At 45.7% G+C, this 26,659-nt stretch carries 21 protein-coding genes and 3 pseudogenes; 19 read left to right on the top strand and 5 right to left on the bottom strand.

Annotation, left to right across the window (positions count from 1 at the left end; all coding sequences use genetic code 11):
• Positions 1-79: 79 nt before the first annotated feature.
• The 3 genes from DWX62_RS02925 to DWX62_RS02915 all read right to left on the bottom strand — a co-directional run bounded on the left by DWX62_RS02925 (position 80) and on the right by DWX62_RS02915 (position 4,172).
• Complete coding sequence (locus tag DWX62_RS02925; protein ID WP_117680901.1) at positions 80-1,720, bottom strand: sigma-70 family RNA polymerase sigma factor; 1,641 nt, start codon at positions 1,718-1,720, stop codon at positions 80-82.
• A gap of 71 nt (positions 1,721-1,791) precedes the next feature.
• Positions 1,792-2,226, bottom strand: coding sequence for a transcriptional repressor (locus DWX62_RS02920; protein ID WP_005831909.1), 435 nt, complete (start codon positions 2,224-2,226; stop codon positions 1,792-1,794).
• 5 nt (positions 2,227-2,231) lie between these two features.
• Complete coding sequence (locus tag DWX62_RS02915; RefSeq protein WP_120172572.1) at positions 2,232-4,172, bottom strand: heavy metal translocating P-type ATPase; 1,941 nt, start codon at positions 4,170-4,172, stop codon at positions 2,232-2,234.
• Positions 4,173-4,259: 87 nt separating this feature from the next.
• Here DWX62_RS02915 and DWX62_RS02910 point away from each other — a divergent pair.
• From DWX62_RS02910 to DWX62_RS02870, 9 genes and pseudogenes are all read left to right on the top strand, one after another.
• A pseudogene (locus tag DWX62_RS02910) lies at positions 4,260-4,334 on the top strand (2-aminoethylphosphonate:pyruvate aminotransferase); the annotation flags it as partial.
• 95 nt (positions 4,335-4,429) lie between these two features.
• Positions 4,430-4,717 (top strand): annotated as a pseudogene (locus DWX62_RS02905) (2-aminoethylphosphonate--pyruvate aminotransferase); the annotation flags it as partial.
• 31 nt (positions 4,718-4,748) lie between these two features.
• A complete protein-coding gene (gene dinB, locus DWX62_RS02900; RefSeq protein ID WP_009038099.1) occupies positions 4,749-5,855 on the top strand; it encodes a DNA polymerase IV in 1,107 nt (368 codons plus the stop codon).
• Positions 5,856-5,892: 37 nt separating this feature from the next.
• Complete coding sequence (locus DWX62_RS02895) at positions 5,893-6,267, top strand: YccF domain-containing protein (RefSeq protein WP_005832831.1); 375 nt, start codon at positions 5,893-5,895, stop codon at positions 6,265-6,267.
• A 240-nt stretch (positions 6,268-6,507) separates the two neighbouring features.
• Positions 6,508-7,191 (top strand): hypothetical protein, encoded by a 684-nt coding sequence (locus DWX62_RS02890; protein WP_005832827.1) that lies wholly within the window; start codon positions 6,508-6,510, stop codon positions 7,189-7,191.
• A 1-nt stretch (position 7,192) separates the two neighbouring features.
• Complete coding sequence (locus DWX62_RS02885; RefSeq protein WP_120172571.1) at positions 7,193-9,931, top strand: TonB-dependent receptor; 2,739 nt, start codon at positions 7,193-7,195, stop codon at positions 9,929-9,931.
• 6 nt (positions 9,932-9,937) lie between these two features.
• Positions 9,938-11,101, top strand: coding sequence for a DUF4249 domain-containing protein (locus tag DWX62_RS02880; protein ID WP_120172570.1), 1,164 nt, complete (start codon positions 9,938-9,940; stop codon positions 11,099-11,101).
• A gap of 12 nt (positions 11,102-11,113) precedes the next feature.
• Complete coding sequence (locus tag DWX62_RS02875) at positions 11,114-12,247, top strand: DUF4249 domain-containing protein (protein ID WP_009038101.1); 1,134 nt, start codon at positions 11,114-11,116, stop codon at positions 12,245-12,247.
• Positions 12,248-12,331: 84 nt separating this feature from the next.
• Complete coding sequence (locus tag DWX62_RS02870) at positions 12,332-13,897, top strand: hypothetical protein (RefSeq protein WP_243636242.1); 1,566 nt, start codon at positions 12,332-12,334, stop codon at positions 13,895-13,897.
• Between the two features lie 79 nt (positions 13,898-13,976).
• Here DWX62_RS02870 and DWX62_RS21835 read toward each other — a convergent pair whose 3' ends face one another.
• The gene (locus tag DWX62_RS21835) at positions 13,977-14,117 is read right to left on the bottom strand and encodes a hypothetical protein (protein WP_005832819.1); all 141 of its coding nucleotides are present in this window, start codon (positions 14,115-14,117) and stop codon (positions 13,977-13,979) included.
• Between the two features lie 245 nt (positions 14,118-14,362).
• On the opposite strand from DWX62_RS21835, the gene DWX62_RS02865 reads away from it, so the two are divergent.
• From DWX62_RS02865 to DWX62_RS02830, 8 genes are all read left to right on the top strand, one after another.
• Positions 14,363-14,938, top strand: coding sequence for a Crp/Fnr family transcriptional regulator (locus tag DWX62_RS02865; RefSeq protein ID WP_005832816.1), 576 nt, complete (start codon positions 14,363-14,365; stop codon positions 14,936-14,938).
• A gap of 55 nt (positions 14,939-14,993) precedes the next feature.
• The gene (locus DWX62_RS02860) at positions 14,994-15,596 is read left to right on the top strand and encodes a sugar O-acetyltransferase (protein WP_005832814.1); all 603 of its coding nucleotides are present in this window, start codon (positions 14,994-14,996) and stop codon (positions 15,594-15,596) included.
• A gap of 66 nt (positions 15,597-15,662) precedes the next feature.
• A complete protein-coding gene (locus DWX62_RS02855) occupies positions 15,663-16,574 on the top strand; it encodes a LytTR family DNA-binding domain-containing protein (protein ID WP_005831863.1) in 912 nt (303 codons plus the stop codon).
• A gap of 137 nt (positions 16,575-16,711) precedes the next feature.
• On the top strand, positions 16,712-18,637 hold the full coding sequence (locus DWX62_RS02850) for a TonB-dependent receptor plug domain-containing protein (protein WP_120172568.1): 1,926 nt from the start codon (positions 16,712-16,714) through the stop codon (positions 18,635-18,637).
• A gap of 27 nt (positions 18,638-18,664) precedes the next feature.
• Entirely contained in the window at positions 18,665-19,078 is a 414-nt protein-coding gene (locus tag DWX62_RS02845) for a DUF2141 domain-containing protein (protein WP_008665305.1), read from the top strand.
• An 85-nt stretch (positions 19,079-19,163) separates the two neighbouring features.
• Positions 19,164-21,851 (top strand): transglutaminase domain-containing protein, encoded by a 2,688-nt coding sequence (locus tag DWX62_RS02840; RefSeq protein WP_117680896.1) that lies wholly within the window; start codon positions 19,164-19,166, stop codon positions 21,849-21,851.
• 51 nt (positions 21,852-21,902) lie between these two features.
• Positions 21,903-22,700, top strand: a complete 798-nt coding sequence (locus DWX62_RS02835; RefSeq protein ID WP_005832804.1) for an RNA methyltransferase — start codon at positions 21,903-21,905, stop codon at positions 22,698-22,700.
• Between the two features lie 27 nt (positions 22,701-22,727).
• Entirely contained in the window at positions 22,728-23,765 is a 1,038-nt protein-coding gene (locus tag DWX62_RS02830; protein WP_005832802.1) for an alcohol dehydrogenase, read from the top strand.
• 59 nt (positions 23,766-23,824) lie between these two features.
• On the opposite strand, the pseudogene DWX62_RS02825 reads toward DWX62_RS02830, so the two are convergent.
• A pseudogene (locus DWX62_RS02825) lies at positions 23,825-23,989 on the bottom strand (GGGtGRT protein); the annotation flags it as partial.
• Between the two features lie 147 nt (positions 23,990-24,136).
• Here DWX62_RS02825 and DWX62_RS02820 point away from each other — a divergent pair.
• Positions 24,137-25,351 carry a site-specific integrase gene (locus DWX62_RS02820; RefSeq protein WP_117601706.1) on the top strand — a complete coding sequence of 405 codons (1,215 nt, stop codon included), beginning with the start codon at positions 24,137-24,139 and terminating at the stop codon, positions 25,349-25,351.
• Positions 25,352-25,442: 91 nt separating this feature from the next.
• Positions 25,443-26,456, top strand: coding sequence for a hypothetical protein (locus DWX62_RS02815; RefSeq protein WP_008665359.1), 1,014 nt, complete (start codon positions 25,443-25,445; stop codon positions 26,454-26,456).
• Positions 26,457-26,659: the final 203 nt, after the last annotated feature.

Here is a 26,659-nt window from a genome sequence, read left to right as displayed (position 1 = left end):
TCTTTGTTCCTTCTTGAGTTTGATTATCCATATAAATAGATAATCAGTCGGGTAAAAGACTGCGTGGCACATCGTTTTTTTACCAGGAAATGCGGAGGCCTACCGGGAGGGTGAATGTGAACGGATGTTCCTTTCGGATGGTGCGCAGTTGGCTGCCGTCGGGGATGTAATAGTTTACAGTCGGCTCCAGATAGATGCCTGCCTGGGGTGTGAGGTGATATTGTATGCCTATACTTGTGTTGACCGACCACTGCCAGGGAGCACTTACCGGATGACTGCCGAGCTTGTGTGGAATACTGTCTGTGACGTGGAAGCTTTGGAGTGTCCCTTTTATGGGGATATCCACCTGCATGCCTGCCGTGGCATAACCGGAGAAACGTTTGTAATGCCAGAAACGGTAGGAAAGCCGGAGAGGGATGCCGATATAATGTAGCTTCTGGTTGTCTTGAATGCGGAATGCTTCGCCGGTAGTGAACTCCGACCTGAGAAGCGTATATTGCAATCCGGTTTCCAGACTCCAACGCTCATTCAATTTCTTGCTGAGAGAGAGTCCCACGACGATGGGGGCATGATGTTGCTGGTTCTCAACAATCCTGCCGCTGTTATTCTGGGCAATCTGCATGAGTCCGATGGAATCTTTTCCCAGAGTACCCTGCTGATAGCGGGTGTGCAGATAAGAATAATACTCTTCCCACGTGCTGACTTGTTGAGGGAAGTCACTTGAAATGCCGTCGGTATGTGGAGTGGCAATCAGCTTATATAAGTTCTGTGCCAGTTGCGGTCCGAGTGAACCTGCCAGCATCAACTTCCATTTTCCGGATTTCTTCTTGCGGGTTGGCGGCATCAGGGAAGGGGAGAAGACGAAAGCCATCTGTCGGTTGGTGATGGTCTGTCCGGTGAATGGAGAAGGTATGGGATATTTGTGGATACTATCTTTCATTGTGGGTATGGCAAGGGGCCATTCTGTGGAAACTGGAACGGGAGGGATGATTCGTTCCCTTTTGTTCAGATTTTCTTTGGTATAGCATTGTTCGTCGGTTCGGGGAGTATCGGTTTTCTTTGTTTGTTGCGTACTCCCGGCTTGCCTGGAAGAAACTTTGGACAAACGGTTTTCCCTGATACTCTTTTTCTCTCTGTACAGATAGTCATACAGCGTTGGAAAGAGAAGCAATACTGTCAAAACAATGAATACACGGTATCCTGCCAGCATCTTTTTAAGTAAAATTTTCGCCCGGAACAATTGGGAGGAAGAGGAGTGTGGCGCTATACCCAGTAAATCTCCGATTTCTTTGTGGGACAATCCTTCCAGTACTGCCAGTTTAAATACCTTGCAGTAGCCTTCCGGAAGGCTCTCCACTATATCCAGCATCTTATCGTACGAAATGAAATCCGGACAAAAAGGATTTTCAGCAGGCTCTTCCTCTTCCGGAATATCTGTCAATGGGATGGTGGGGTTGGCATTGGCATGGTTGAGGTATTGCAGTGCCAGGTTTCTCATAATCTTTTTCATCCAGTATTCCAGTTTCTCCGGGTTGCGCAGCGAATGAATGGAAGTGAATATGATGACAAAACCGTCGTGAAGAAGATCTTGGGCTATCGTTGGGTCGGGAATATAGCGTAGGCATACTTTCAGCATTTTCTCTGAATAGTTTTCGTAGAGCAGGCTCAAGGCCTGCCCGTTTCCCTTCTGGCATAAAGTGACAAGAGCTTTTGTATCCATGTGTTTGTCTCAATGTTATTTCTTAAGGATAGAGAAGAACATGAATGACTGCATGGATTTTTATTTTTTAACTAAGCCTCCCGGTTGACTTCTGCTGCACAGTCCGGACAAATGCCTTTCAGTACATAGTTGATGCTGTTCAGTGTAAATCCTTGAGGCAGCTTCACCACCGGAGTGGGAATGTTGGTGAAGCAGAAGGTTTTGTTGCATTTCTCGCAATGGAAATGGGTGTGCAGGTCGCTTACGTCGCAAGAGCAACTGTCGCTGCACACGGCATACTTGAAGGAACCCGTCCCGTCATCTATACTGTGTATCAGATGATGGGAGAGGAATAGGGTAAGGGTACGGAAGATGGTGGATTTGTCCACCGTATCCAGCATGGTTTCAAGGTCGAGCAATGAGACGGAACGGCCTGCCTGCATCATGGTGCGCAATACCAGGATGCGGATGGCAGTGGGCTGTATGTCCCTTTTGGCCAATAGGTCCAAATATTTCTTTTCTTCCATTTTTTCTATTTAATAAGTTTCTGTATGCGTATGGCGTTCACTATCGCAATGAGGGCGACGCCTACGTCGGCAAAGACAGCTTCCCAAAGTGTGGCGATTCCACCGGCACCGAGGATGAGGACAAGCAGCTTCACTCCGAAAGCCAGCGAGATGTTCTGCCAGACAATCCGGCGGGTTTGCCTGCCCGCATGAATGGCGGTGGCCACTCTCGAAGGCTGGTCTGTCTGTATCACTACATCGGCGGTTTCGATGGCGGCATCGCTGCCAAGTCCGCCCATGGCGATGCCCACATGGCTAAGGGCAAGAACCGGGGCATCATTGATGCCGTCGCCCACAAAGGCTATTCGGTTGGCAGGGTTGCTGCGGAGTGCCTCGATGTGCTTCACCTTTCCGTCCGGCAGCAGGTTTCCGTATGCCTGGGTGATGCCTAGCTTTTCTGCAAAGTTAGTAACAATGGCTTGTTTGTCTCCCGATAATATCTGAATATTATTGATATTTAAAGCTTTTAATTCTTTGACGGCGTTGACGGCATCTTCCTTTAATGTGTCTGATAGCAACAGATAACCGGCATATTTTGTTCCGATGGCGCAGGCCACAATCGTATCGACAATTGATGACAATTCATCGGGATATTCTATCCCGAACTTAGTCAGCAGGCGGGTGTTCCCCACCAGGACACGCGTTCCATCCATAGTGGCTTGCAGTCCGTGGCCGGCAATCTCCGTAACGTCCGTTGTGGCAATCAGCTCTATATCTCTTTGTTTGGCATAGCTTATGATGGCTTTGGCTATGGGGTGCGTACTGTTTCGCTCTGCCGAGGCGGCAAGCTGTATCAACTTCTCTTCCGTAACTCCCGGTTGTGCCTGGCAGGATTGTACATCGAAGGTGCCTTTGGTCAGCGTACCCGTCTTGTCGAATACCACCGTGTTGACTTGGGTGATGGCATCGAGGTAGTTGCCACCTTTGAAGAGGACACCCAGGCGGGAGGCGGCGCCGATTCCTCCGAAGTAGCCTAACGGAATGCTTACGACGAGGGCGCACGGGCAGGAGATAACCAGAAAGACCAATGCCCTGTATAGCCAGTCATTGAAGATGAACGAGAATTGTGCATCTGCCAGCGAATAGAGGAAGGGGAGCAGTACAATCAATGCCGCCAGTCCGGTGACGGCGGGCGTATAGATACGGGCAAACTTACGGATGAAAAGTTCTGCCGGCGCTTTGCGCTCGGAGGCATTCTGCACCAGTTCCAATATACGGGAAAGAGCACTTTTCTCGAAGGGTTTGGTGACTTGGATGCGTACGACTTTGTCGGTCGCAATCATTCCGGCAAGCACTTCCCCGCCCTGGCGGATGTTGCGGGGAACACTTTCTCCCGTCAGTGCAGAGGTGTTGAAGGCGGCAACTTCGTCCAGCATCGTTCCGTCCAGGGGGACGCGCTCTCCGGCTTTTACTTCGATGGTTTCGCCTACCTGCACACGTTGGGGAGCTTCGACAAGCGTACTGCCGTTTCTGATGACCGTTGCCGTTTCGGGACGTACGTCGAGCAGGGCGCTGATGTTACGCTTGGCTTTGTCTACGGCTTTGTCCTGAAAGAGCTCTCCCAAGGAGTAGAAGAGCATGACGGCAACGCCTTCGGGATATTCGCCTATATAGAAGGCGCCGAGGGTGGCGATGGACATAAGGGTGAATTCGCTGAACACGTTCTTTTGCAGGATGCTTTCCCAGGCTTCCCTCATCACCGGGAGGCCTACGGGGAGATAGGCAAGCAAGTACCATATAAAAGGTACATACTCTCCCTTGAAGAAGGTGGCGTCAGTAGCATTCAGGATGAGACTTCCGAAAAGTAATAGGGTGGAGAGGATGATTCTCCAATAATCTTTCAGCAGACTGTTTCTTTTTTCTTGTATCGCTGTATGTCCGTGTGTGCAGCAGCATTTGCAACTCATATTGTTTCCTCTTATTTTCTATTTTCTGCAGCAAAGGTAGCGGAAAGGAGATGCAACTTGGTTGCAAAGTGAAAATTTCCGGAATGTCCGGGAAAGATTTCGCAAGCCGACACTTTCCGTATCGGCAATATCGGAGATGTTCATCCCGAAGATTTCCGGTAGCTGATAGAGGTAATTCGCGAGTTAAACGCTATCTTTCCCTATTTTTACACCCAATTTCGGAGGTATTAGATTTATGGCAACATCCAGAGAAATGGAAGAATACGGAGTTGTTCCTATACATTTCCGTTTCTTTTTTCCCGGTTTGGAGACTGCTCTGCATCCTGCGATACACTATCCAGGGGGTGGGATATACCAATCTTGCCATGCTTTCCGGTGTCTTGGAGATGATTGCCCGGATACTGGTCAGCCTACTGGCTGTTCCAGCCTTCGGTTGTCTGGCTGTTTGTTTTGGTGACCCTACTGCATGGATTTTTGCAGATGCCTTTTTAATACCAGCCTTCATTTATGTCTATCGGCGGATACTTCGGATGAAGAAAAATTAGTGTATCTTTGTATCGGGGAGTTGAAAGAAGAATGACTGGACGAAAAATTATACACATCGATATGGACGCATTCTACGCCTCCGTAGAACAGCGTGATAATCCTGCATTGCGGGGCAAGCCCATTGCCGTGGGCCATGCGGAGGAACGGGGAGTGGTGGCGGCAGCCAGTTACGAGGCACGGCGTTTCGGGGTGCGTTCTGCCATGTCGTCACTGAAGGCAAAGCAGCTGTGCCCCCAACTTATCTTTATCCCGGGACGGATGGAAGTCTACAAATCCGTTTCCCGCCAGATACACGAAATCTTTCATGAATATACGGATGTCATCGAGCCCATTTCGCTGGACGAGGCTTTTTTGGATGTGACGGAGAATAAACCGGGCATTCCATTGGCTGTAGACATCGCGAAGGAGATAAAGCGGAAGGTGCGGGAGAGGTTGAATCTGGTGGCTTCCGCCGGCATATCCTATAATAAGTTTCTTGCCAAGATAGCCTCGGACTACCGCAAGCCGGATGGGCTTTGCACCATACATCCTGCCCAGGCACTGGACTTTGTTGCCCGGCTGCCCATTGAAAGTTTCTGGGGAGTGGGACCGGTAACGGCGAAGAAGATGCACACCTTGGGGATTCACAACGGGGAACAGCTGCGCATGCAGTCTTTGGAGATGCTGACCCGCGAATTTGGCAAAGTGGGGACAGTCTATTATGATTTTGCCCGTGGCATCGATACCCGTCCGGTAGAGGCTGTCCGCATCCGCAAGTCTGTGGGTTGCGAACATACGTTGGAGAAGGACATCAGCAAGCGTTCATCCGTCATTATAGAGCTGTACCATGCGGCAGTGGAGCTGGTGGGGCGACTGGAGCACGCCAATTTCCGCGGGAATACGCTGACGCTGAAAATCAAGTTTCATGATTTTAGCCAGATTACCCGCAGTATGACCCAAACAAAGGAGCTGGTTGCCCTTGACGTGATTCTGCCTTTGGCAAAGCAATTGCTGCAGGAAGTGGATTATGAACATCATCCTATCCGTTTGATTGGGCTTTCCGTTTCCAACCCCCGTGAAGAGGGGGAGGAGAAAGGAGTCTGGGAACAGCTGAGTTTTGAATTTAGTGACTGGGAGACGGAACATTCAAATAAATAATGCTATATTTGTGTTCAGTATTAAAAAAAGGAAAGCTATGGGCTGTTTTATGAATATTTTGTGGTTGATGTTTGGAGGTATCATCACTGCTGTGGAGTATCTTATTGCAAGTTTATTGATGATGTTCACCATTATTGGCATCCCTTTTGGCATGCAGACCTTGAAAATGGCAAGCCTTGCCTTGTGGCCTTTCGGCAAAGAGGTTCGTAGCGGGGAACGTTCCAACGGTTGCCTCTATGTGCTGATGAATATTCTTTGGATATTCTTGGGCGGCATTTGGATTTGCCTTTCGCACTTGGGATTCGGGTTATTGCTGTGCATCACCATTATAGGCATTCCTTTCGGTATCCAACACTTTAAGCTGGCAGGGCTGGCATTGACTCCTTTCGGGAAGGATATTGTTGCGGCTTGAGCGATTGTGCTGTATCGTTTTTTATAAATATATGTAAGTATAATTGATGGTAGAGGATGAATGGCGCTTTAATCTTATTGTAATGTGCTTCTGCTTGCATGCTAAATGTTTAGCTTTGTGTTTAGCATCCGATTATGGTTCTATTTTTTGTTTTTATTTGAATTATATATAATAATAATTTTATTTTTAAAAGTGAAATGTTATATTTGTGATTATCCTCACCTATAACACTTCACATATATGCGAAAAACACACCTTTACACGCTACTATGCGTCCTATGTTTTCCATCTTTGGTTTGTGCACAACAAGCCGTTTTTGATGAATTCAGAAAAGCGGCAGGAGATTATGCTGCTCTTTACTCCGGTAAGGCAGAGGAAAATTATAACCAGCAGAAGTATCTTAACCATCCCTATTGGAATACGGATGAATTTCGCGAGGGGGCTGTCTGTTATGGCAGATGGCTTTACTCGGATTTGCAGCTCCGTTATGATACCTATAAAAAGAGTCTGATTGTGGTTACTCCGGAGAAACGGATAACCTTGCAGGTAGATATGCGGAAAGTGGATTATTTTGTCATAGAAGGACAGAAGTTTGTACCGCAGGGTGACTGTTTCGCTGCGTTGCTATATGATAGTCCGCAAATGTGCCTGACACAGTATATCGTATCCACAATGGAGTCTCAGGTGAAGAAAAACGATCTTTATTACAGCCGGTTCAAGAAAAAGAGCTATTTCAGTCTTCGCAGTGGCGGAACCGATTATGTGATAACTTCCCGTTCGGGTTTCTTGAAACTTTTTCCTACATACAAGAAGCAGTTGAAGGCTTATTGCCGGAAAGAGCGGCTGGACTTCAAGGAAGATGGCGGTGTCCGGGCAATGACCCGGTTAACGGAATATATTGATTCCTTAATTCATGGAAAATAATATGAAAGCACATAATCTTAAATATACAGTAGCCTTTTTCCTCCTATTGTCGCCTTTCGGCATGTTTGCACAGCAACAGATGGCTATGGACAGCATTTCCATATTCGAATTGATGGATGCAGTAGAAAAGGGCACGTCTTGCCGTATTTATACAACGATAACGGTTCCTTTTAAAGTGAAGCGGGCAGAGGTGAAGAACCCCACTGCCGAGTACTTGAGAGAGGCTTTGGCAGCTACTATCTATAAGGTGACGGTTTATGGTGACAGAATATTTGTCTTGCCGGAGGTTTTTCTGACCACCTCGCTGCCACCGGTATTGATGGGGGAAAAGTTGGAGACGGATGAGGAACTATTGCCTTCATACATTCCTATTGTGAAGTCTTCTTCAGAAAACAAGGTCTATGAGATAGGAAACAAGTACAAGCCTGCCCCCGGAGATATGATAACTTTGACCGGAAGAGTTTCTGACTTTAAGACCGGCCAGAATCTGGATGGTATCAACATCATTCATCGAGAGCCGTGGGTAGCTACGACGACCAACCGTCAGGGGGAATTTACCATTGACCTGCCTGCAGGCTATAATATTCTTGAAATCAGTGGGATGAATATCAAAGTGACCCATCGGCAATTTATGCTTTATGGTGAAGGCATTGTCCATATCGAGTTGGAAGAGGAAGACCATATGTTGGATGAGGTGCTTATTGTTTCGGGGCGTATACAGAACGTGAAAAGTGTGCAGTTGGGAATGGAGAAGCTGCAGCCTGCCCTGCTGAAAAACATTCCTACGGCTATGGGTGAGGTGGATGTGCTGAAGATGATACAGACACTTCCCGGCATCAAGACAGTGGGGGAGGCATCAAGCGGTTACAATGTGCGTGGGAGTGCCGCTGACCAGAACCTGCTTCTTTTCAATAACGGAACGATTTATAACCCCAATCATCTTTTCGGTTTTTTCACGGCTTTTAATTCGGACATGATAAAGGATGCGGAACTTTATAAGAGCAGTATCCCCAGCCAGTATGGCGGGCGTATCGCTTCCGTACTGAACATCACCAGCAAGGAGGCGAACAAGGAAAAGTTTACTGGTTCTGCAGGTATCGGGCTTGTGACCAGTAAGTTGAATCTCGAGATTCCCATCATTAAGGAAAAGACTTCCCTTCTGCTGAGTGGACGTACGACCTATTCGGACTGGATAATGAAGACATTGCCCAACAAAAGCGGGTATCGTGATGGGAAAGCCGGTTTCTATGATTTGGGGACTGTCTTCTCGCATACGCTGAACGAGCGCAACAAGCTGAATGTCTATGGCTATTATAGTCACGACCGTTTTGCCTTTAATGACAATGAGAAGTATGCCTACAACAATATGAATTTCTCGGCAAACTGGAGGACCGTCTTTGCAGAAAAGCTGACCGGAAACTTCTCTTTCGGTTATGACCACTACGATTACCGAAATGATGAAACGGTGGAGGAAGCGTCTGCCGCACGGCTGTCTTTTGCCATTAACCAATGGTTTGGAAAAGCGGACTTTCTTTATCAAGCCGGCAATAGCCATGCGGTGAACTTCGGTTTGATGAGCCAGCTGTATAATGTGAATTCCGGGACCTACGAGCCGGTGGGGCCTAATTCGCTGGTAAGATATGATGAACTGCAAAAGGATAAAGCACTGGAAAGTGCCGTTTATATAGGGGATGAATGGGATATAACTTCCAGGCTCTCCATCAATGCGGGTATACGCTATTCCATGCTCAATGCTTTGGGACCGCGCACTTACTATACATATCAGGAAGGTATACTGCCCTCCATGTCTTCGGTGGCGGATTCTATCACGGCGGGGAATGGAAAGGTCATCAAGACCTATCACGGACCGGAATTCAGAGTGTCGGCACGTTATGCCTTTACAGATGATTTTTCCGTAAAGGCCGGTTTCAATACGATGAGGCAGTATATCCATAAGGTATCGAATACTGCCGTTATGTCTCCTACAGATACCTGGAAGCTGAGCGACCCCAATATCAAGCCTCAACGTGGCTGGCAGGTGGCGGCAGGCGCCTACTATAATACGCCGGGGCAACTTCTGGAATTATCTGTAGAAGGATATTACAAAAAGCTGATTGATTATCTGGATTATCGCAGTTCCGCCCAAATCCTGATGAACCACCATCTGGAGACGGATGTCATCAATACGGAGGGATATGCTTACGGCGTGGAATTCCAGGTGAAAAAACCGGCTGGAAAACTGAACGGGTGGATGAGCTATACTTATTCGCGCACTTTCTTGCGTCAGAATGATCCGCGCATAGCCCGTCCCATCAATGGTGGAGAATGGTATCCGACCGAGTATGACAAGCCGCATGACTTCAAGTTTGTAGGCAATTACAAGTTTACCCGCCGTTACAGCATGTCTTTCAATATGGATTACAGTACGGGCCGTCCCACCACAATTCCTGCCGGGCAATACTACGACCAGGGTTTGAAGAAAATGCAGGTTTACTATACCGACCGTAACAGTTATCGTGTTCCCGACTATTTCCGTATGGATTTGTCGTTCAATATTGAACCCAGTCACCACCTGACATTGTTGACCCACAGTTCCCTTTCTTTCGGTATCTATAACCTGACCGGAAGGAAGAATGTGTACTCTGTCTATTTTGTGTCCGAGGAGGGTAGGATTCAAGGATACAAGATGTCCATATTCGGTGCTCCCATTCCTTTTGTTACTTATAATATTAAATTCTGAAAGGGTATGAAGAATAAAGTATATTGGGTGATATGTATATGTCCGTTATGGTTGTTCCTTAGTAATTGTGTGGATAAGTTCAATGCCCACTTGCCGGAAAGTTGTATCGGCCTTCTCATAGTTGAAGGTAGTATAATATCGGATAGTGCTGTCGTGTTTTCTTTGAGCCGTTCCTTTTCCTTGGATGTGGAAGGGGTTCCTCCTGATTTCAATAAGGTGGATGCTGAAGTTCGTGGAACCGGTGAGGATGGCTCCAGTTTTAGGGGTGTTGCGTTGGGTAATGGAAAGTACCGGGTTGCTGTCGGAACATTGCATAGGGATGTCCGCTATAGCTTGAAGATTGTCTATGAGGGAGATATCTATACTTCCGAACCTCAATATCCGATAGGAACGGAAAGCATAGACGATGTCACCTACGAACAGCAAGGGGAGTATGGTGATGTCAGTATCCGTTTCTCTATGCAAAGCAAAGATGCTGCATGTTATTCTTGGAGTTATGAAGAAGATTGGGAGGTGAGGGCCGTATACAATCCTATGTGTGCTTATGACCCCGAAACAGATAAGATCGTTGATTATGATGCTAGACCATACTCACGCGGATGGTGTCATAGTGAATCGTCCGAGATAATAATAGGTAATATGGAAATAAACAAGGATAATCGTGTAAAGGATAAGTGTCTCTATTCCATTGAAGCAGACGATATTCGTTTTTCTTGCTATTACAGTACTATAGTGAAACAACGTAAGATTTCGAAGGGTGAATATGAATATTATCAGGAGAAAATAAAGCTTAATGAGGAGATGGGCGGGTTGTTTGTTCCCCAGCCTTCGGAATTGCCGTCGAACATTAGATGTGAAAGCTCAAATAAACAGGCCATTGGATATGTTGGTGTCAGTTTGAATGTGGCGGAATATCGCATTTTCATTTCTACAGATGATATACAATATAGGCTTCCTGAGGGGTATTGTCAGGGAGCGAAAGGGCTGAAAGAAGAGTATACATTTTTAGATTTATACTTGATGGGGTATACCATTGCATATCCGGACCCGGACCCACGTACGGGATTCAAAGGTTATGCATGGGTTTCTGGAGGTTGTACAGACGTACGCTATTTAGGTGCCAGCTTGGAAAAGCCTTCCTTCTGGCCAGTTGAAATCAATCTGTTTTAATAAGAAAAAGCGATGAATAATGCAAAATATATAGTAACATGGATATGCTTGTTGTGGCTCACTATTGGCAGTTGTGTGGATAAATTCAATGCGCACTTGCCGGAGAGTAGTACGAGGGTGCTTATAGTTGAAGGTAACATCATATCAGATAGTACAGTTGTTTTTTCCTTGAGCTGTTCCTTTCCTTTGAATGTAGAAGGAATTCCTCAGGATTATAACAAGATAGATGCAGAAGTCAGTGTAGTAGGAAGTGATGGTTCTTGTTTTAATGGCACTTCTTTGGGAGATGGAAAATACCAAGTTGTAATTGGCTCTTTGAATAAAGATGCCAGCTATAGTCTGAAAATTGTGTATGAAGGGGATATTTATACTTCGGAGCCTCAATATCCATTGGAGACAGAAACAATAAATGACGTTACCTACGAGCAACCGGAAAAATACGGTGACATCTCTATCCGCTTTTCTATGCGGAGTGAAGATGGCGGATGTTATTTCTGGAGTTACGAGGAAGATTGGGAAGTGAGGGCAGTATATAATCCCAAGTTCCGTTATGACCCTACCACTGATGAGGTGGTTGATTTTGATGCTACACCATATGCACGGGGATGGTGTCATGATAAGTCGGCTAAAATCATAGTAGGTAATATAGGAACAAATAAGGATACTCAATTGAAGGATAAGTGGCTCTATTCTATAAAGGCGGATAATAACCGTGTCTTTCATCATTATAGCACTTTGGTGAAACAGCGTAAGATTTCGAGGGGCGAGTACGAATATTATCAGGAGAAAATAAAAATCAATGAAGAAATGGGTGGATTGTTTATTCCTCAGCCTTCAGAACTTCCTACGAATATTATTTGCAACAATTCAGGCAAAAATGTAGTTGGTTATGTGGGAGTTAGCATGAATGTGGCAAAATATCGTATTTTCATTTCTGCCGATGATATATATTATAGGTTTCCTGACGGTTATTGCCAAGAATTTAGAGGTTGGGCAGATTCGTACATGGATTTATATGTGATGGGATATGCTATTGCTTATCCATTGATGGTAGGTTATGCATGGGTTTCCGGAGGTTGTACAGACGTACGCTATTTAGGTGCCAGCTTGGAAAAGCCTTCCTTCTGGCCGGATGAAATGAATTAATATTGAAATGATATGAAGAGAGTGATATTTTGTATTATAGGTTGGGTTCTTGTATTGGGATTACACGCTCAAATTGTTGAGAATATGCGTATTTATACAGACAAGGACTGCTATGTGGCTGGAGAAGATTTGTGGATAAAAGTTTGTGTGACGGATTCCTTGTCTCGTGGAAGCGTATTAAGCAAAGTAGCTTATGTAGAGATAAGTGACACGAAGCTGGTATACGCACAAGGTAAAATCGACTTGCAGAACGGGAATGGATGGGGACGTATCAGACTTCCGCAAGTCATGCATACCGGAGCTTACCAACTGACGGCATATACGCGTTATATGAGGAACTATCCTATGGCTTGTTTCCCAAAGAAGTATATAGCCTTGCTTAATACTGTTCAGACAACAGAGGAGGATAATGTGGAACTTTTCACGGATTCCATTACCGTTTCACAAGCTCCCGGCAATCAGCTTTCCGGAGCGGACTTATGGACAGATAAATCGGTCTATGGGAACCGGAGTAAAGTAGCCTTGACATTACCTAATCTGCCTGCTGATGTCAAGGAGCTTACTTTGTCCGTAGTACGAAAAGACTATGTGCTAAAGGGGTTTCCAATATCAGCCGACGGGCAGAAGAACTATACAAGTGTTCCGGAACGGTCATTTGCTGCAGAGTGTGAAGGGCATATTGTAACCGGCAGGCTGATGGGAGCGCCTGCTGACAATGTAAATGCACGTCTGGCATGTGTGGGCAAGGATATTCGTGTCTTTGGCGGACAGCCTAAGGCTGACGCTATTTATGCTTTTTATACGACCGGAATAACGGATATGCAGGAGATTGTATTAACTGCATTACCGGAGGAGGAAAGTCCCTGCCGATTGGAGCTTATTTCTCCTTTTGTCGGGGTGTTGGCGGAAAAACTTCCTAAAGTCTGTGTGTCATTTCGGAAAGAAGACTTGATAGAGCGTGGTTTCAGCGCGCAATTACATTCTCTTTTGCCGGTAGATTCTTCGTATAGCAAGAGTATATTGCAACAACTTTATGATTTTGTTCCCGCTTCCACTTATAATCTGGATGAGTATGTTCGTTTCAGGACTGTGAGGGATGTTTTTGTGGAATTTGTCAAGGGAATACGTATCAGTCAGCTGGAAGGTAAAGATGTCATCCGGATACTGCAACCGGATATAAGGAGATTCAGTAATATGAAAACACTGGTGTTGTTAGACGGGATTCCGTTTGATGACCATGAAACCATTCTGAACTATGATGCCCGTTTGATACACTATATACATCGTTATACTGGCAAATATACTTTTGGCGGGGAGTTGTATGATGGAATTGTTTCGTTTATAACCCATCGGGGAACATTGCCTGATATACGTTTGGATAAGAATTCACAGATGTTTTCTTATGAGTTTCCACAAAAGAGAATCGCATTTGTTGCTCCATCATACAATTCAGAGAAACAAGCCGGTTCTCGCTTACCGGATTTTCGGCATACACTTTATTGGAATCCGGAGATAACTTCCGCTATGGGTACACTCAACTTTTATACTTCGGATATGAACGGAATATATATAATTACCCTACAAGGAATTTCGGTTGACGGTAGGGAGATAAGGATGCAAAGTGAGTTTGTTGTTGGTGCTAACCATTAGTATAGATGGATAAAAAAGAAAAAGGGCAGAGAACTGAAAAGTTCCCTGCCCTTTATTCATTGTATTTAAAGGTGTTTTTTTACATGGTTACGAGTGACTGCTTTGCAAGCAGCTTTTGTAGTTTACCGTTCAGTGTTTGACACATTGTTCCATTACCCATTGCCTGATAGCGTTTGATTTGGTACTGTAACATAAAAATTTCATTTGCATTCTTTTTCATAATTCTCATCTTTTTGTGCTCTCCGCGTTTCGGAAAGCGGGTTTTTACATCTTTTCTTTTATCTTATAACGTTGCAAAGATACGAAATGTTTGCGAGAAATGTGTTTTATAACATAAAAAATAGCCATTCATCCTTTATTTTCTTTAGAAATACTAGATTTTGCAATCTATATATGACAAATATGTTACGCAAGTTTCGCAAACTCTTCCTTGTTTTATACCTTTGTAAAAAGGGATATTTTAGTATGGAGAATATTGTCAGAACAATAAGAGTTTATTATCCGGTTTCAGATGAAGCATTGGCGACATTGGCACATGGTTTTGAAAAGCAAGTGTTTCCTGTCAAAACACTTATTATCCGTGCAGGACAATTTGATAGGCAAGTCCACTTCATAGAGAAGGGAATGACACGCTCGTACACCTTGCACGATGGAAAAGAAATAACGACATGGTTCTCTATGGAAGGTGATGTAGCTTGTGGCTCGTGGGATTTATATAGGAACAAAGCAGGCTTTGAATACGTGGAAACATTGGAAGAAACACTGGTCTATTCTATTTCCATTGAAACGCTTAATGAGTTGTATAAGTCAGATATAGATATTGCAAATTGGATGAGGGTGTTACAACAGGAAAATTTTCTTCGCTTACAAGATATTCATATATCTCGCCTCAACTTGTCTGCGTATGAGCGTTATGAAAAATTAATGAGTGAGTGTCCGGCCCTTTTTCATAGAGTGACTTTGGGACATATCGCTTCTTTCCTTGGCATTACACAACAATCATTGAGTCGTATCAGGGCAAAGGGGTATTTTTTAACATAGGATAAATTCCTATACATTAGAGTTTTGTATTTTTGTCCGCAAAAACAGGATGCGTATGAAAACAGAATATGAAAAGTGCATGGCTGGCGAACCTTTTATAGGAAGCAGGGATCCGAAAATAGTGGAGATGATTTTGCGTACAAAACGTCTCCTGGCACAATTCAATGCCACAGATTATGCCGATAGCAAGCGCAGGAGGGAGTTGTTGTGTGAGATGTTGGGACATGTAGGCAAGAATGTGCATGTGGATATTGACTTCCATTGTGAATGTGGCAAGCATATTTTTATGGGCGACAAGGTAATTGTCAACATGAATTGTACCTTTGTGGACAACAATCGTATTGACATAGGTAGCAACGTCTTAATAGCCTCTAATGTACAGATATATACGGCAACCCATTCTACCAAAGTAGATGAACGTATGGTGCAGGACTGTCCGGAAGAACAAGAAATCTGCCGTACGTATGCCTTACCTGTACGAATAGAGGATGGAGTATGGATTGGTGGAGGGGTTGTCATTTTGCCTGGTGTCACCATCGGGAGGAACAGCGTTATCGGGGCGGGGAGTGTGGTTACCCGTTCTATTCCTGCGAATTGTGTGGCAGTGGGAAATCCTTGTCGTGTGATAAAACAGATTGATAATATAGTATCTGTATGAGCATGTGTTGAGTAAATGTATTATCTTTGCATATATTACCATGTAAACAAGAGAGACTATATACTTATGGGGAAATTGGTGGAACTTTGGCGGAGTCCTTATCCTACGTTTTATCAACGCTGGAAGGCAGTAGTGATACCTTCGGCCATTATTTTTCTGATATTATATATACTTCAGCCGTTCGGTATTTCCCGGATAAAGGGAAGTGTGTTTGGGGTGGTTGCCGGTTCTGCATTGATTGCGGCAGGTGCTTCGGGAGTTTTCACCTATTTGCTTCCGGCATTATTTCCTGCTTATTACAAGGAGCAGAACTGGACATTGGGTAAGCATGTGTTGAATTTGCTGCTGATGTTGTTGCTGATAGCAGTGGGGATTTGGGCCTATCAATCATGGTTGATGGGAATGTGGTTGGACAAGCGGTTGTTCTTTCTGGCTTTGTCTTGGGTAATGGTGCTGGCACCTTTTCCTACCATATTTTTTCTGATGTGGAACCGCAATTTGCAACTGACCCGCAATCTGAAAGAAGCTATGGAGATGAACGGTCACCTTTCAAGGAGAATATCCCCGGAAGTTGGGATAGCGAGCTTGGAAGACAAGGTGTTTTCCTCGGAAGAAGCGTTGGTGTTTGCCGGTGGCACCAAAGAAATGCTGGAAGTAAAGGCCGGAGATTTCCTTTATGCAGAGGCAAAGGGGAATTACGTAAAAGTAGGTTACCGTTCAGATTCGGATAAAGAAAAGAAAATTACATGGAGATTGTTGCGTGCCACCATGAAGCAGGCAGAGGAAGCTGTCTCTGCTTGCCCTTTTATTATCCGTTGCCATAGGGCCTTTCTTGTAAACATCCGGATGGTGGTGAAAGTAGATGGAAACTCTCAGGGATATAAGCTGAATCTGGAGGGTTGCGAAGAGGAGGTTCCGGTTTCACGCGCATACGCCAAAGAGGTGAAAGCATTGATTGAAAACCGGACAAAGAGTTAGTCACTCGTCACAGAAATACGTTGTTCGTCACAAAGAGTTTGTTGGTTGTCACATATCCGGGCTGTCTGTCCCGGATATTTTTTTGTCTTATACCCTTCCTTTATGTTTGCGGCAGGAAACACAACGAATGTAAAGATATGAAACGGGAAACAGTCTTTGGGATATTGGGCGTATTACTTTATACACAGCCTTCCGTAGCGCAGAAATCAGTGACCGATACAGTACGTCTGAATTTTAATATAGACAGTGTCGCTTTGGAAGAAGTAGTGGTAAAAGGAGCCAGAACTCCTGCTGCCAACAGCCGTTGGAGCGATATGCATCCGGTGGAACTGGTCACGGTGGGCGGTGCGAACGGTGATTTATACAAGGCATTGCAGACTTTGCCCGGTACGCAAGTGCAGGGTGAAACCGGTGAATTGCTGGTACGTGGTGGAGGCAGTTACGAGACGCAGACTTTTATTGATGGAATGCATGTACTGAATCCCTATACTTCGAACGGAATAAATACCCCTGCTCGCAGCCGTTACTCTACATTTATGTTCAGTGGGGTAAACCTTGCTTCGGGAGGCGCTTCACAAGAATATGGAGAAGCGCTTTCGGCAGTCTTGCCATTGGAAACAAAAGATTACAGCAAGGTCGATAAAGTCGGAGTGAACGCTTCCGTTGTCGGTGTTGGTGGAGGGGGCACAAAGACTTTTGACAGAGGATCCTTGTCTGTTGACTTGAATTATCAGAACCTGGGTTTGTATGACAAGGTTTATTCGGGCAGGAGGGATTTCGAGGAGCCTTACCGGATGTTTTCCGGAGCTGTCCAGTTCCGTTATACTCCTGATGAAAGAGTGGTATGGAAGGTTTACGCACAATACGACCGGACGGACTTTTCCACTTACGAAGGGGATAACCGCAGATTGTTCGGGCTGGGTGAAGACAATATCTATGTAAATGCAACCTTTCGCAGGCATACTTCCGGAGAGTGGAGTTGGTTTGCAGGGGCGGCCTATTCTTACTATAACCGGAGAATCGGAGGAGCAGTTGTTTCGGGTGATAACTGGCTGGAACGTCAGCAAGAGACGCATCTGAAGGCTAAAGTTTCCAAACGGTTGTCATCGGTATTCCGCCTGGATATGGGGATAGAGAGCTATATCCGCAATTACAGGAATCATTATCTGTTGTGCGGGACGGATGACAGCAATCGCATGTCGCCTACCATTGGTGCGGGTTTCTTTTCGATGGCTTATTATCCGATGGAACAATTGAAGATGGAGTTTTCTTTTCGCACGGAATACACTTCTCCGAACCGTAAGATGAATTTCTCTCCCCGGCTGGCGGCGAACTATTATTGGGGAAACATGATGTTGTCGGGGATTGTAGGGCGATACACACAGTTGCCCGAGAACAACTGTCTGGTGCGTCGGCCGCAGTTGATGTCGGAAGTATGTATGCAGTACAATTTGGGCGTTCAGTACGACTATGAAGGGCGTTTCTGTAAAGCTGAACTTTATTATAAGGATTATGACCGTCTGGCATTGGAGGAAACGGATGCCGATACGAAAGCTGTATTCTTGACCTCCAACGGTTATGGACACAGCAAAGGCATAGACTTGTTCTTCCGTGATAGAGCGTCCTTCAAGAATCTGGAATACCAGTTATCCTATACCTATAATATAGCCAAACGTAAATATCGGGAGTATCCGGAACTGACTACTCCTCAGTATGCCACACGGCATAATGCAGCCTGGGTGGTGAAGTATTCCTTGCCTCGCCTGCGTTCCATTGTCAGCGTGACCGACCGTTTCAGTAGCGGACGTCCTTATCATAACCCCATGCTGCCGGGTCTGATGAACGATGAAGTGAAGCCTTATAACAGTCTGGATTTGGGTGTGACCTTCCTGGCAAGCAAGAAGGTAATCATCCATGCTTCCGCCAGCAATATCCTTTGCCGGAAGAATGAGTTCGGTAAGGTGGATAACAAGGCTGTCCTGGCTTCCAGCGACCATTTTTTCTATGTAGGAGTATATGTGACTTTAGGCAAGAAGGCCGCCTACGATGTATCCAATTTTTAGACAATAACCCTTTTAAAATAAACAAAGATGAAAGCAATGATTATTTTTTTAGTATTTGTAATGCAAAGTGCCGCCCAGCTGCTCTTTGCCCAGAACCTGACTATTGAAGTGTGTGACATTGAAAAGGTGGAGGGGCATCTCTATGTCGCCATCTACAATTCGGAAGAAACATTCATGAAGAAACCCTTGACCGCCTTCCGGATAGATGTGAAAGATACGTCGCTCTCCATTCCTTGCCAGGGGTTACCTACGGGTACGTATGCCATTTCGTTGTTTCAAGACGAGAACGGAAACGGGAAACTGGATACTGCCGTTTTCGGCATTCCTACAGAGAAGTACGGGTTCAGCAATGATGCTCAAGGCGTTATGGGTCTGCCGTCTTATGACAAATGCAGCTTCACTTTTTCCGGAGACACGACTTTGGTGATACATCTGAAGTAGAGTGATTATGTAAGTAAAACGGGAATTAATTTTCTTTTGCGGACGATTTACACTATTTTTGTGGCTCAACCTTAATAATTGCGTTATGAAACGAGTTGCACGACTTCTGGGATTTCTCGGACTGGTATGTTTGCTTGCCTCTTGCGGCAAACGTTCTTTCATTACAGACACTTCTTACCGCCAACGTGTGGAGCAAGACTTCAATCAAAAAAAAGAAAGGTTGCCGCAGGGCGATTTGTTTGCCATATTCGATACGGACTTGACGTCGTACGAACGCGAAGCTTTGGAGTTCCTTTATGCCTATATGCCTTTGGCAGACATTGCCGATTATTCCGGAGAATTTCATCTGATGAATGTGCGAGCCTCCCAAAAGGCTGCCGATGAGATGCCTTGGGGAAAAGTTATTCCTGAGGATTTGTTTCGTCATTTTGTACTTCCGGTGCGGGTCAACAATGAGCATCTGGACAGTGCACGGGTAGTGTTTTACGAAGAACTGAAGAATCGTGTCAAGTCTCTGTCCCTCTATGATGCCATTCTGGAGGTGAACCACTGGTGCCACGAGAAGGCTATCTATACTCCCTCCGATGCCCGTACCAGTTCGCCTTTGGCAACGGTACGCACGGCATACGGGCGTTGTGGCGAGGAATCTACCTTGCTGGTTGCCGCCTTGCGTTCGGTGGGTATCCCTGCTCGTCAGGTCTACACACCCCGGTGGGCGCATACCGACGACAATCATGCATGGGTAGAAGCATGGGCGGACGGGAAATGGTATTTTCTTGGAGCCTGCGAACCCGAACCGGTACTCAACCTTGGTTGGTTCAATGCTCCGGCCAGTCGCGGTATGCTGATGCATACCAAGGTCTTCGGACGTTATGAAGGAGCGGAGGAAGTGATGTCTGTCACTCCTACTTATACGGAAATCAATGTAATCGGTAACTATGCACCGACGGCTAAGGCCACAGTTACGGTCATGGACGGACATGGAAATCCGGTGTCTGATGCTTGTGTGGAGTTCAAGCTCTATAATTATGCGGAGTTCTATACCGTAGCCCGGAAGCAGACCGATGCAGAGGGAAAGGCTTTTTTGACGGCCGGTAAGGGTGACATGCTGGTATGGGCTTCCAAAGACGGAAAATTCGGCTATGCCAAACTGTCTTTCGGTAAGGACCATGAACTGGTTGTGAAGATGGATAAGACTGCCGGCGGCGGCCATGCGGTAGATTTTGAACTTGTGCCGCCCCCCGAAAATGCGGAGTTGCCGGCGGTTACGCCCGAACAGCGTGCGGCGAATGACCGCCGCATGGTCCATGAAGATTCCATCCGCAACGCTTATGTGTCTATGTTCATGACGGATGAGACGGCGCGTTATTTTGCCCGGCGGTACAAGCTCGACGAAGATGCCGTTTCACGGATACTGGTCGCTTCCAGAGGAAACCATCGGGTCATTGTCGACTTCATGGCACGGTTGCGCTCTGAAAAGTCCAAAAGAGGAGGTCTGGACCTGCTCCAACGGATTTCGGCAAAAGACCTCCGCGACGTTACACTGGAAGTTCTGATGGACCACATGCAATCCCGTATGTGCAAGAATGCCGACCATTTCCGCAGATATGTGCGCAATCCACGCGTAAGCAACGAGATACTGACCCCCTATAAAGGATTTTTCAAGAAAGCCGTCTCAAAGGAAGATGCTGAGGCATACAAGGCAGAGCCGATGAAACTGGTGGCATGGGTGGCCCAAAATATCCGGGTAGACAATGACTGTAATTTGGGAGGGGCTCCCATTTCTCCGGAAGGGGTCTGGAAGGCCCGTGTGGCTGATGCCCATAGTCGTGACATTTTCTTCGTCTCCATGGCACGCAGCATGGCAATCCCTGCCCGTATCAACGGAGTGACCGGCAAAGTACAGTTGATAGGGGATGATGGTGCGATGGATGTGGACTTGAACCATCATCCGGAAGAGCCGGTCTTTATGGCAGAAGGAATTGCTTCGAAGGGAAAGTTGGTGGCTTCCTATAAGCCTATCCGTTCGTTGGATAACCCGAAATACTATTCTCATTTCACTCTTTCCAAACAGACCCCGCAGGGCAGTTTGCAATTGCTTTCCTATGACGAAGGCGATGCAGATATGGGCGGCGGTACTACATGGAGCAATCTTCTGAAGGAAGGAACAGCTCTGGAGGCCGGAGATTATGTTTTGGTGACCGGTACACGCCTTGCCAGCGGTGCGGTACTTTCTAAAACCACCTTTTTCAATATTCTGCCGGAGAAGACAACGGAAATTGAATTGGTGATGCGCGAGAGCGAGGATGAGGTGCAGGTTATCGGGAACTTTAATTCGGAGTCTCTCTTCACTCCGCTGCCGGACGCCGGCTCCGCAGCCCGGCAGAGTCTGCTGCAGGCTTGTGGGCGCGGTTACTTTGTCGTAGGCATTCTGGGTGTCAATCAAGAGCCAACCAATCATGCGTTGCGCGACATCGCTTCATTCAAGGCTGATTTGGAGAAGTGGGGGCGTAAGATGGTGTTGCTGTTCCCTAATGAGGCCAAAGCCGGCAAGTTCGCCCGCGAGTCATTCCCCGATTTGCCCTCTACCATTATTTATGGTATAGATACGGACGGTATCGCTGCGCAGATTGCAGAAAGCATGAAGTTGAAGCATAAAGAGAGCCTGCCGATATTCATCATAGCCGATACTTTCAATCGGGTGGTCTTTGTATCGCAAGGATACACCATCGGACTGGGAGAACAACTGATGAAGACAATAAAGGGGTTATAGGGCTTTCTGCCATGAATTGTAAATAGTAATCGTCAAATAGTAAATCATCCGATGCCTGTTATCGAAATATCATCTTTGACCCATCCCGGTGTGGAGATATTCAGTACCCTTACCGAAGCCCAGTTGCGCAACCGCTTTGAGCCGGACAAAGGGCTGTTTATAGCTGAGAGTCCTAAGGTTATCAAGGTGGCTCTGGATGTCGGCTACGAGCCTTTGGCCCTTTTGTGTGAGCACAAGCACATTTATGGGGATGCTGCTGAAATCATTGAGCGTTGTGGCGATATACCCGTCTACACAAGCGGTAGGGAATTGCTTGCCGAGCTGACTGGCTACGTTTTGACACGTGGTGTTCTTTGTGCCATGCGCCGTCCGGTTCCGAAGAGTATGGAGGACGTCTGCCGGGGAGCCCGGCGTATTGTGGTTATCGACGGGGTGGTGGATACCACCAATATTGGGGCCATCTTCCGTTCGGCGGCAGCTCTTGGCATGGATGCTGTGCTGTTGACGCGTAATTCCTGCGATCCTCTGAACCGTCGTGCGGTCCGGGTTTCAATGGGAACGGTTTTTCTTGTGCCGTGGACGTGGATGGACGGTCCTCTGGATACGCTCGGTGAGTTGGGTTTCCGCACGGCGGCCATGGCGCTTACGGACAATTCCATTTCCATAGACAATCCCGTTTTGAAGACCGAGCCCCGGTTGGCTATTGTGATGGGTACTGAGGGAGATGGTCTTTCGCACGAAGCGATTGCGGGAGCCGACTATGTGGTTCGTATCCCCATGGCGCACGGTGTAGATTCGCTGAACGTGGCGGCCGCAGCGGCTGTTGCTTTCTGGCAACTTCGCGTTTAGAAGTGATAACTCAAAAAAGCATATATTATGTTGGCATATACTTATATTGAACACGGAAAGTTCGGATTGCTTGAGAAACCGATACCGGTATTGGAAGATGCACGTGATGCTATTGTGCGGGTGACACTGGGTAGCATATGCACCAGTGACTTGCATATAAAGCATGGAAGTGTACCGCGCGCCGTACCCGGAATTACGGTAGGACACGAAATGGTGGGCATCGTAGAGCAGGTGGGTGCCGAAGTTGAGTCGGTAAAGCCCGGCGACCGTGTGACTGTGAATGTGGAGACTTTTTGTGGTAAATGTTTCTTTTGTCGTCACGGATATGTGAACAACTGTACCGACACTAATGGCGGTTGGGCTTTGGGGTGCCGTATCGATGGCGGCCAGGCGGAATATGTACGTGTGCCTTATGCCGACCAGGGACTGAACCGTATTCCCGATACGGTAAGCGACGAGCAGGCGCTCTTGGTAGGCGATGTGTTGGCCACCGGCTTCTGGGCTGCCCGTATCTCCGAAATAACCGAGGAAGACACTGTACTCATCATCGGTGCCGGGCCGACGGGTATTTGTACCCTGCTTTGTTCCATGCTGAAGAAGCCCCGTCGCATTATTGTCTGCGAGCAGTCGGCCGAAAGAATCCGTTTTGTCCGCGAGCATTATCCGGAGGTGCTGGTCATTGGGCCGGAAAACTGCAAAGACTTTGTGAGGAAGCATAGCGACCATGGTGGGGCAGATGTCGTACTTGAAGTTGCCGGCACGGAAGATACTTTCCGCTTGGCATGGGAGTGTGCCCGTCCCAATGCCATTGTCACCATTGTGGCGCTTTATGACCAGCCTCAGTTATTGCCCTTGCCGGAGATGTATGGCAAGAATCTTGTCTTCAAGACCGGTGGTGTGGATGGGTGCGATTGTGCCGAGATACTGCGCCTGATAGCGGCGGGACAGATAGATACCACACCGCTTATCACACATCGTTTCTCGTTGGAGGAAATTGACGAAGCCTACCGTATTTTTGAGAATAGGCTGGAGGGGGTGATAAAGGTGGCGATTGTGGGTAGATAGAAAAAGAGGATAGCCAATGAAGGCTATCCTCTTTTTCTATGTAATTATTTACTTGCTACTTACTTGCTCAAAGCTTGAGCCACGTCAACCGCACAAGCCACTGTACATCCTACCATCGGGTTGTTACCGATACCCAGGAATCCCATCATTTCCACGTGAGCAGGAACTGAAGATGAACCGGCGAACTGAGCGTCTGAGTGCATACGTCCCATAGTATCGGTCATACGTAAACTTGTGACGGTTTAGAAATGTATATGTTGTTGTAATATATTGTAATATAGTGTATTATACTCTATTTGATATTGAATTAAATAGATGTCTGTGACGGTAATTTATGTATTCCGTCACTGTGACGTCACAAATTATGGAATATGATAAATAAGAGTAACTATACATTATCATTTACTGTTAGGGCAAGTAAAATGAATAAGGCAGGTAAAGCGCCAATTGAGGTATTAATAGCTGTGGGTGATGAAAGAACTGTATTCTCAACTGGTAAGTTAGTTGCATTGGAGAATTGGAATAAAGATAAACAGTGTGTACGTGGTACGAATTCTGAGGCTGTAGTATTGAATGAATTTCTAAAGAGTTTGAGAGTACGAATTTATGAGGAAGAGATTAAGTTAGTGAAGCATGGATTTGCTATAACAGCTATGTTACTTCGTGATGCCTTATTAAATAAGGTGGAACTGATAAAGGAAGAAACTATTCTTAACGTTTATAAGAGACATAATGAAATGCAGCATAAACAGATTGGCTGTGGAATATCTAAAGGGACATACGCTAATTCAAAGCATGGCTTATCACTTCTTGAGAAATTTATTCAATCTAAATATAATCGTGATGATATGTTCTTAAGAGAATTAAATCGTGATTTCATTGAAGAATACCGTATATGGTTGCTATCAGAACATGGATTATCTCAGAATGGGGCAGTGAAGTATTTATCACTATTAAAGAAGGTGGTAAATCGTGCTGTTGCTAATAATAAGATTGCATTTAATCCATTTGCATCATATAAATTGGAGCGGCAAGAGGTATCTCCTGATTTCTTGAATGAAGATGAACTGCGCAGAATTATAAACTTTAATTCTCCTTTACCCAGACTTGAGCGGACGAGGGATATGTTCTTATTTGCGTGTTATACTGGCTTATCATACATTGATGTTAAAACATTGAAGGTTGAACATTTAGAACGTGATAATCAAGGAAGAATGTGGATTAAGAAGAAGAGGGTAAAGACTGGTGTTCTTGCTCGTATTCCATTATTACCTAATGCTAAAATGTTGATTGATAAGTATGCAGGTGGAGATACCTTAATGCCTATATATTCAGATAAGGATATAAATCTATATTTGAAGGATATAGCTATTCTATGTCACATAGATAAACGAATAACCTATCATACAGCAAGACACACATTTGCAAGTACGGTTACTTTAGCTAATAATATATCCTTAATTGTGGTGTCTAAAATGTTGGGACATTCTAATACACGAATGACTGAACATTATGCTAAATTAGTTGATAAGTGTATAGGTGAAGAAATGGATAAGTTAATGGGGACATTCTGTACTAAGGAATGATGTAATGAAGCATTTACTCTAATTTATAATGCCGCTCTGTTGCATAATGGAGTGGCATTATTTATCTTTACGGCACTAATACAGATATGACATGATAACCTACTCAATACCAATTCCAGAGTTGAGGACGTTAGAGCCTATACTGGCAGAATGCTTTGGCTACAGACGTGCCATGTTCTTAAATGAACTACAAGCAGCATACCACCTTCATTACCCTAATGGGGCAGGTGAGGAGATAGTTTCCAAGTATCGTATGCCATTCCCGTATCTGGATGAATACGCGGTGGATAACGGTGCTTTTGACTATCACCGCTATGCCCCCAGACCAGCCTCAACAAGTACACTGTTTGATGCTGCCAGTTTCATCATGGATACAGAGCACGAAGTATTCATAACCCTATCCAATGATAAGATACTGACTGAAATATTGGAACTTCTGGAGGAGTATGGCGTATCAGATGAAGATGAAGTAATAGGAATATCCCTTCTGTTTGTAGCTGCCATATATGACAAGCATGTAAAGGATGAACTTCATACGGAGATTGCCATTTCAGAGAATACACTTCCGTATCTGGAACAAGTCCGTCCAGAAATGCTGAAGCTGTTTGAGTTATTGAACACCAAGAGATACTCACCTTCCAGAAAGGAGGAGGTAAGGGCACTAAATTCCATCACCATTGATAACGGGGTAAAGAAGATTAGGCTTGACAACTCCTGCTATTGGCTGACTGACTTGCTTGACAACTACCTGCATATTTACTTGGGAGTTGACAGTCTGGAAGAGGCGCAAGCGGAATTGAAGGAGGTGTATTCAGAAAGGAAAGGCAGGAAAGCCAATAATGCAGCCTGCAACTTAATCATGTACGGTACATTCCATCTCTTGCAGAAGTGTTCAGCCTTAAAGACCAGAAGCGAGCAGATACGTATGACTTTAGGCTACATGGAGATATTATTTGAAGCGGACAGTTTCAATAATGACGAGAACTACACCAATGCCGCTATAGCCTACTTGGTGAAGCAAGGCTACAAACCGCAATGGAAGCCCAAGCGGATAGAGGACTACAATTTCTCTCCCAATAATCAATCCACAGAATACCTCTGGTAAGCAATATGCTGCCAATCCTCACAGACTACCATGTAATCACGTGGTAGTTTTTTATATCCTTATAATATCTAACTATTTGGCTATCTTATATATAAAGAATACCCTTCAAATCGCATTCTATTCTTTATAACCCACCTTCTAAGTATTTCCCAACTTTGCAACGTAATCAGAAACGATAAGGCGCCAAGTTGAAGATTGCACCA

This window comes from Bacteroides sp. AF20-13LB (assembly GCF_003603065.1).
GTDB lineage: Bacteria > Bacteroidota > Bacteroidia > Bacteroidales > Bacteroidaceae > Bacteroides > Bacteroides uniformis.
Note: the sequence above shows the minus strand (reverse complement) of the source record. Positions and strands in the feature narration are given on the sequence as shown.

Bases quoted from the DNA above. Each gene is read 5' to 3' on its own strand.
- DWX62_RS02875 (WP_009038101.1), top strand. From the start codon at position 11,114: ATGAATAATGCAAAATATATAGTAACATGGATATGCTTGTTGTGGCTC.
- DWX62_RS21835 (WP_005832819.1), bottom strand. From the start codon at position 14,117: ATGAAAAAGAATGCAAATGAAATTTTTATGTTACAGTACCAAATCAAA.
- DWX62_RS02915 (WP_120172572.1), bottom strand. From the start codon at position 4,172: ATGAGTTGCAAATGCTGCTGCACACACGGACATACAGCGATACAAGAA.
- DWX62_RS02850 (WP_120172568.1), top strand. From the start codon at position 16,712: ATGAAACGGGAAACAGTCTTTGGGATATTGGGCGTATTACTTTATACA.
- DWX62_RS02830 (WP_005832802.1), top strand. From the start codon at position 22,728: ATGTTGGCATATACTTATATTGAACACGGAAAGTTCGGATTGCTTGAG.
- DWX62_RS02835 (WP_005832804.1), top strand. From the start codon at position 21,903: ATGCCTGTTATCGAAATATCATCTTTGACCCATCCCGGTGTGGAGATA.
- DWX62_RS02920 (WP_005831909.1), bottom strand. From the start codon at position 2,226: ATGGAAGAAAAGAAATATTTGGACCTATTGGCCAAAAGGGACATACAG.
- dinB (WP_009038099.1), top strand. From the start codon at position 4,749: ATGACTGGACGAAAAATTATACACATCGATATGGACGCATTCTACGCC.
- DWX62_RS02840 (WP_117680896.1), top strand. From the start codon at position 19,164: ATGAAACGAGTTGCACGACTTCTGGGATTTCTCGGACTGGTATGTTTG.
- DWX62_RS02860 (WP_005832814.1), top strand. From the start codon at position 14,994: ATGAAAACAGAATATGAAAAGTGCATGGCTGGCGAACCTTTTATAGGA.
- DWX62_RS02845 (WP_008665305.1), top strand. From the start codon at position 18,665: ATGAAAGCAATGATTATTTTTTTAGTATTTGTAATGCAAAGTGCCGCC.
- DWX62_RS02890 (WP_005832827.1), top strand. From the start codon at position 6,508: ATGCGAAAAACACACCTTTACACGCTACTATGCGTCCTATGTTTTCCA.
- DWX62_RS02815 (WP_008665359.1), top strand. From the start codon at position 25,443: ATGATAACCTACTCAATACCAATTCCAGAGTTGAGGACGTTAGAGCCT.
- DWX62_RS02870 (WP_243636242.1), top strand. From the start codon at position 12,332: ATGCGTATTTATACAGACAAGGACTGCTATGTGGCTGGAGAAGATTTG.
- DWX62_RS02865 (WP_005832816.1), top strand. From the start codon at position 14,363: ATGGAGAATATTGTCAGAACAATAAGAGTTTATTATCCGGTTTCAGAT.
- DWX62_RS02855 (WP_005831863.1), top strand. From the start codon at position 15,663: ATGGGGAAATTGGTGGAACTTTGGCGGAGTCCTTATCCTACGTTTTAT.
- DWX62_RS02895 (WP_005832831.1), top strand. From the start codon at position 5,893: ATGGGCTGTTTTATGAATATTTTGTGGTTGATGTTTGGAGGTATCATC.
- DWX62_RS02885 (WP_120172571.1), top strand. From the start codon at position 7,193: ATGAAAGCACATAATCTTAAATATACAGTAGCCTTTTTCCTCCTATTG.
- DWX62_RS02925 (WP_117680901.1), bottom strand. From the start codon at position 1,720: ATGGATACAAAAGCTCTTGTCACTTTATGCCAGAAGGGAAACGGGCAG.
- DWX62_RS02880 (WP_120172570.1), top strand. From the start codon at position 9,938: ATGAAGAATAAAGTATATTGGGTGATATGTATATGTCCGTTATGGTTG.
- DWX62_RS02820 (WP_117601706.1), top strand. From the start codon at position 24,137: ATGATAAATAAGAGTAACTATACATTATCATTTACTGTTAGGGCAAGT.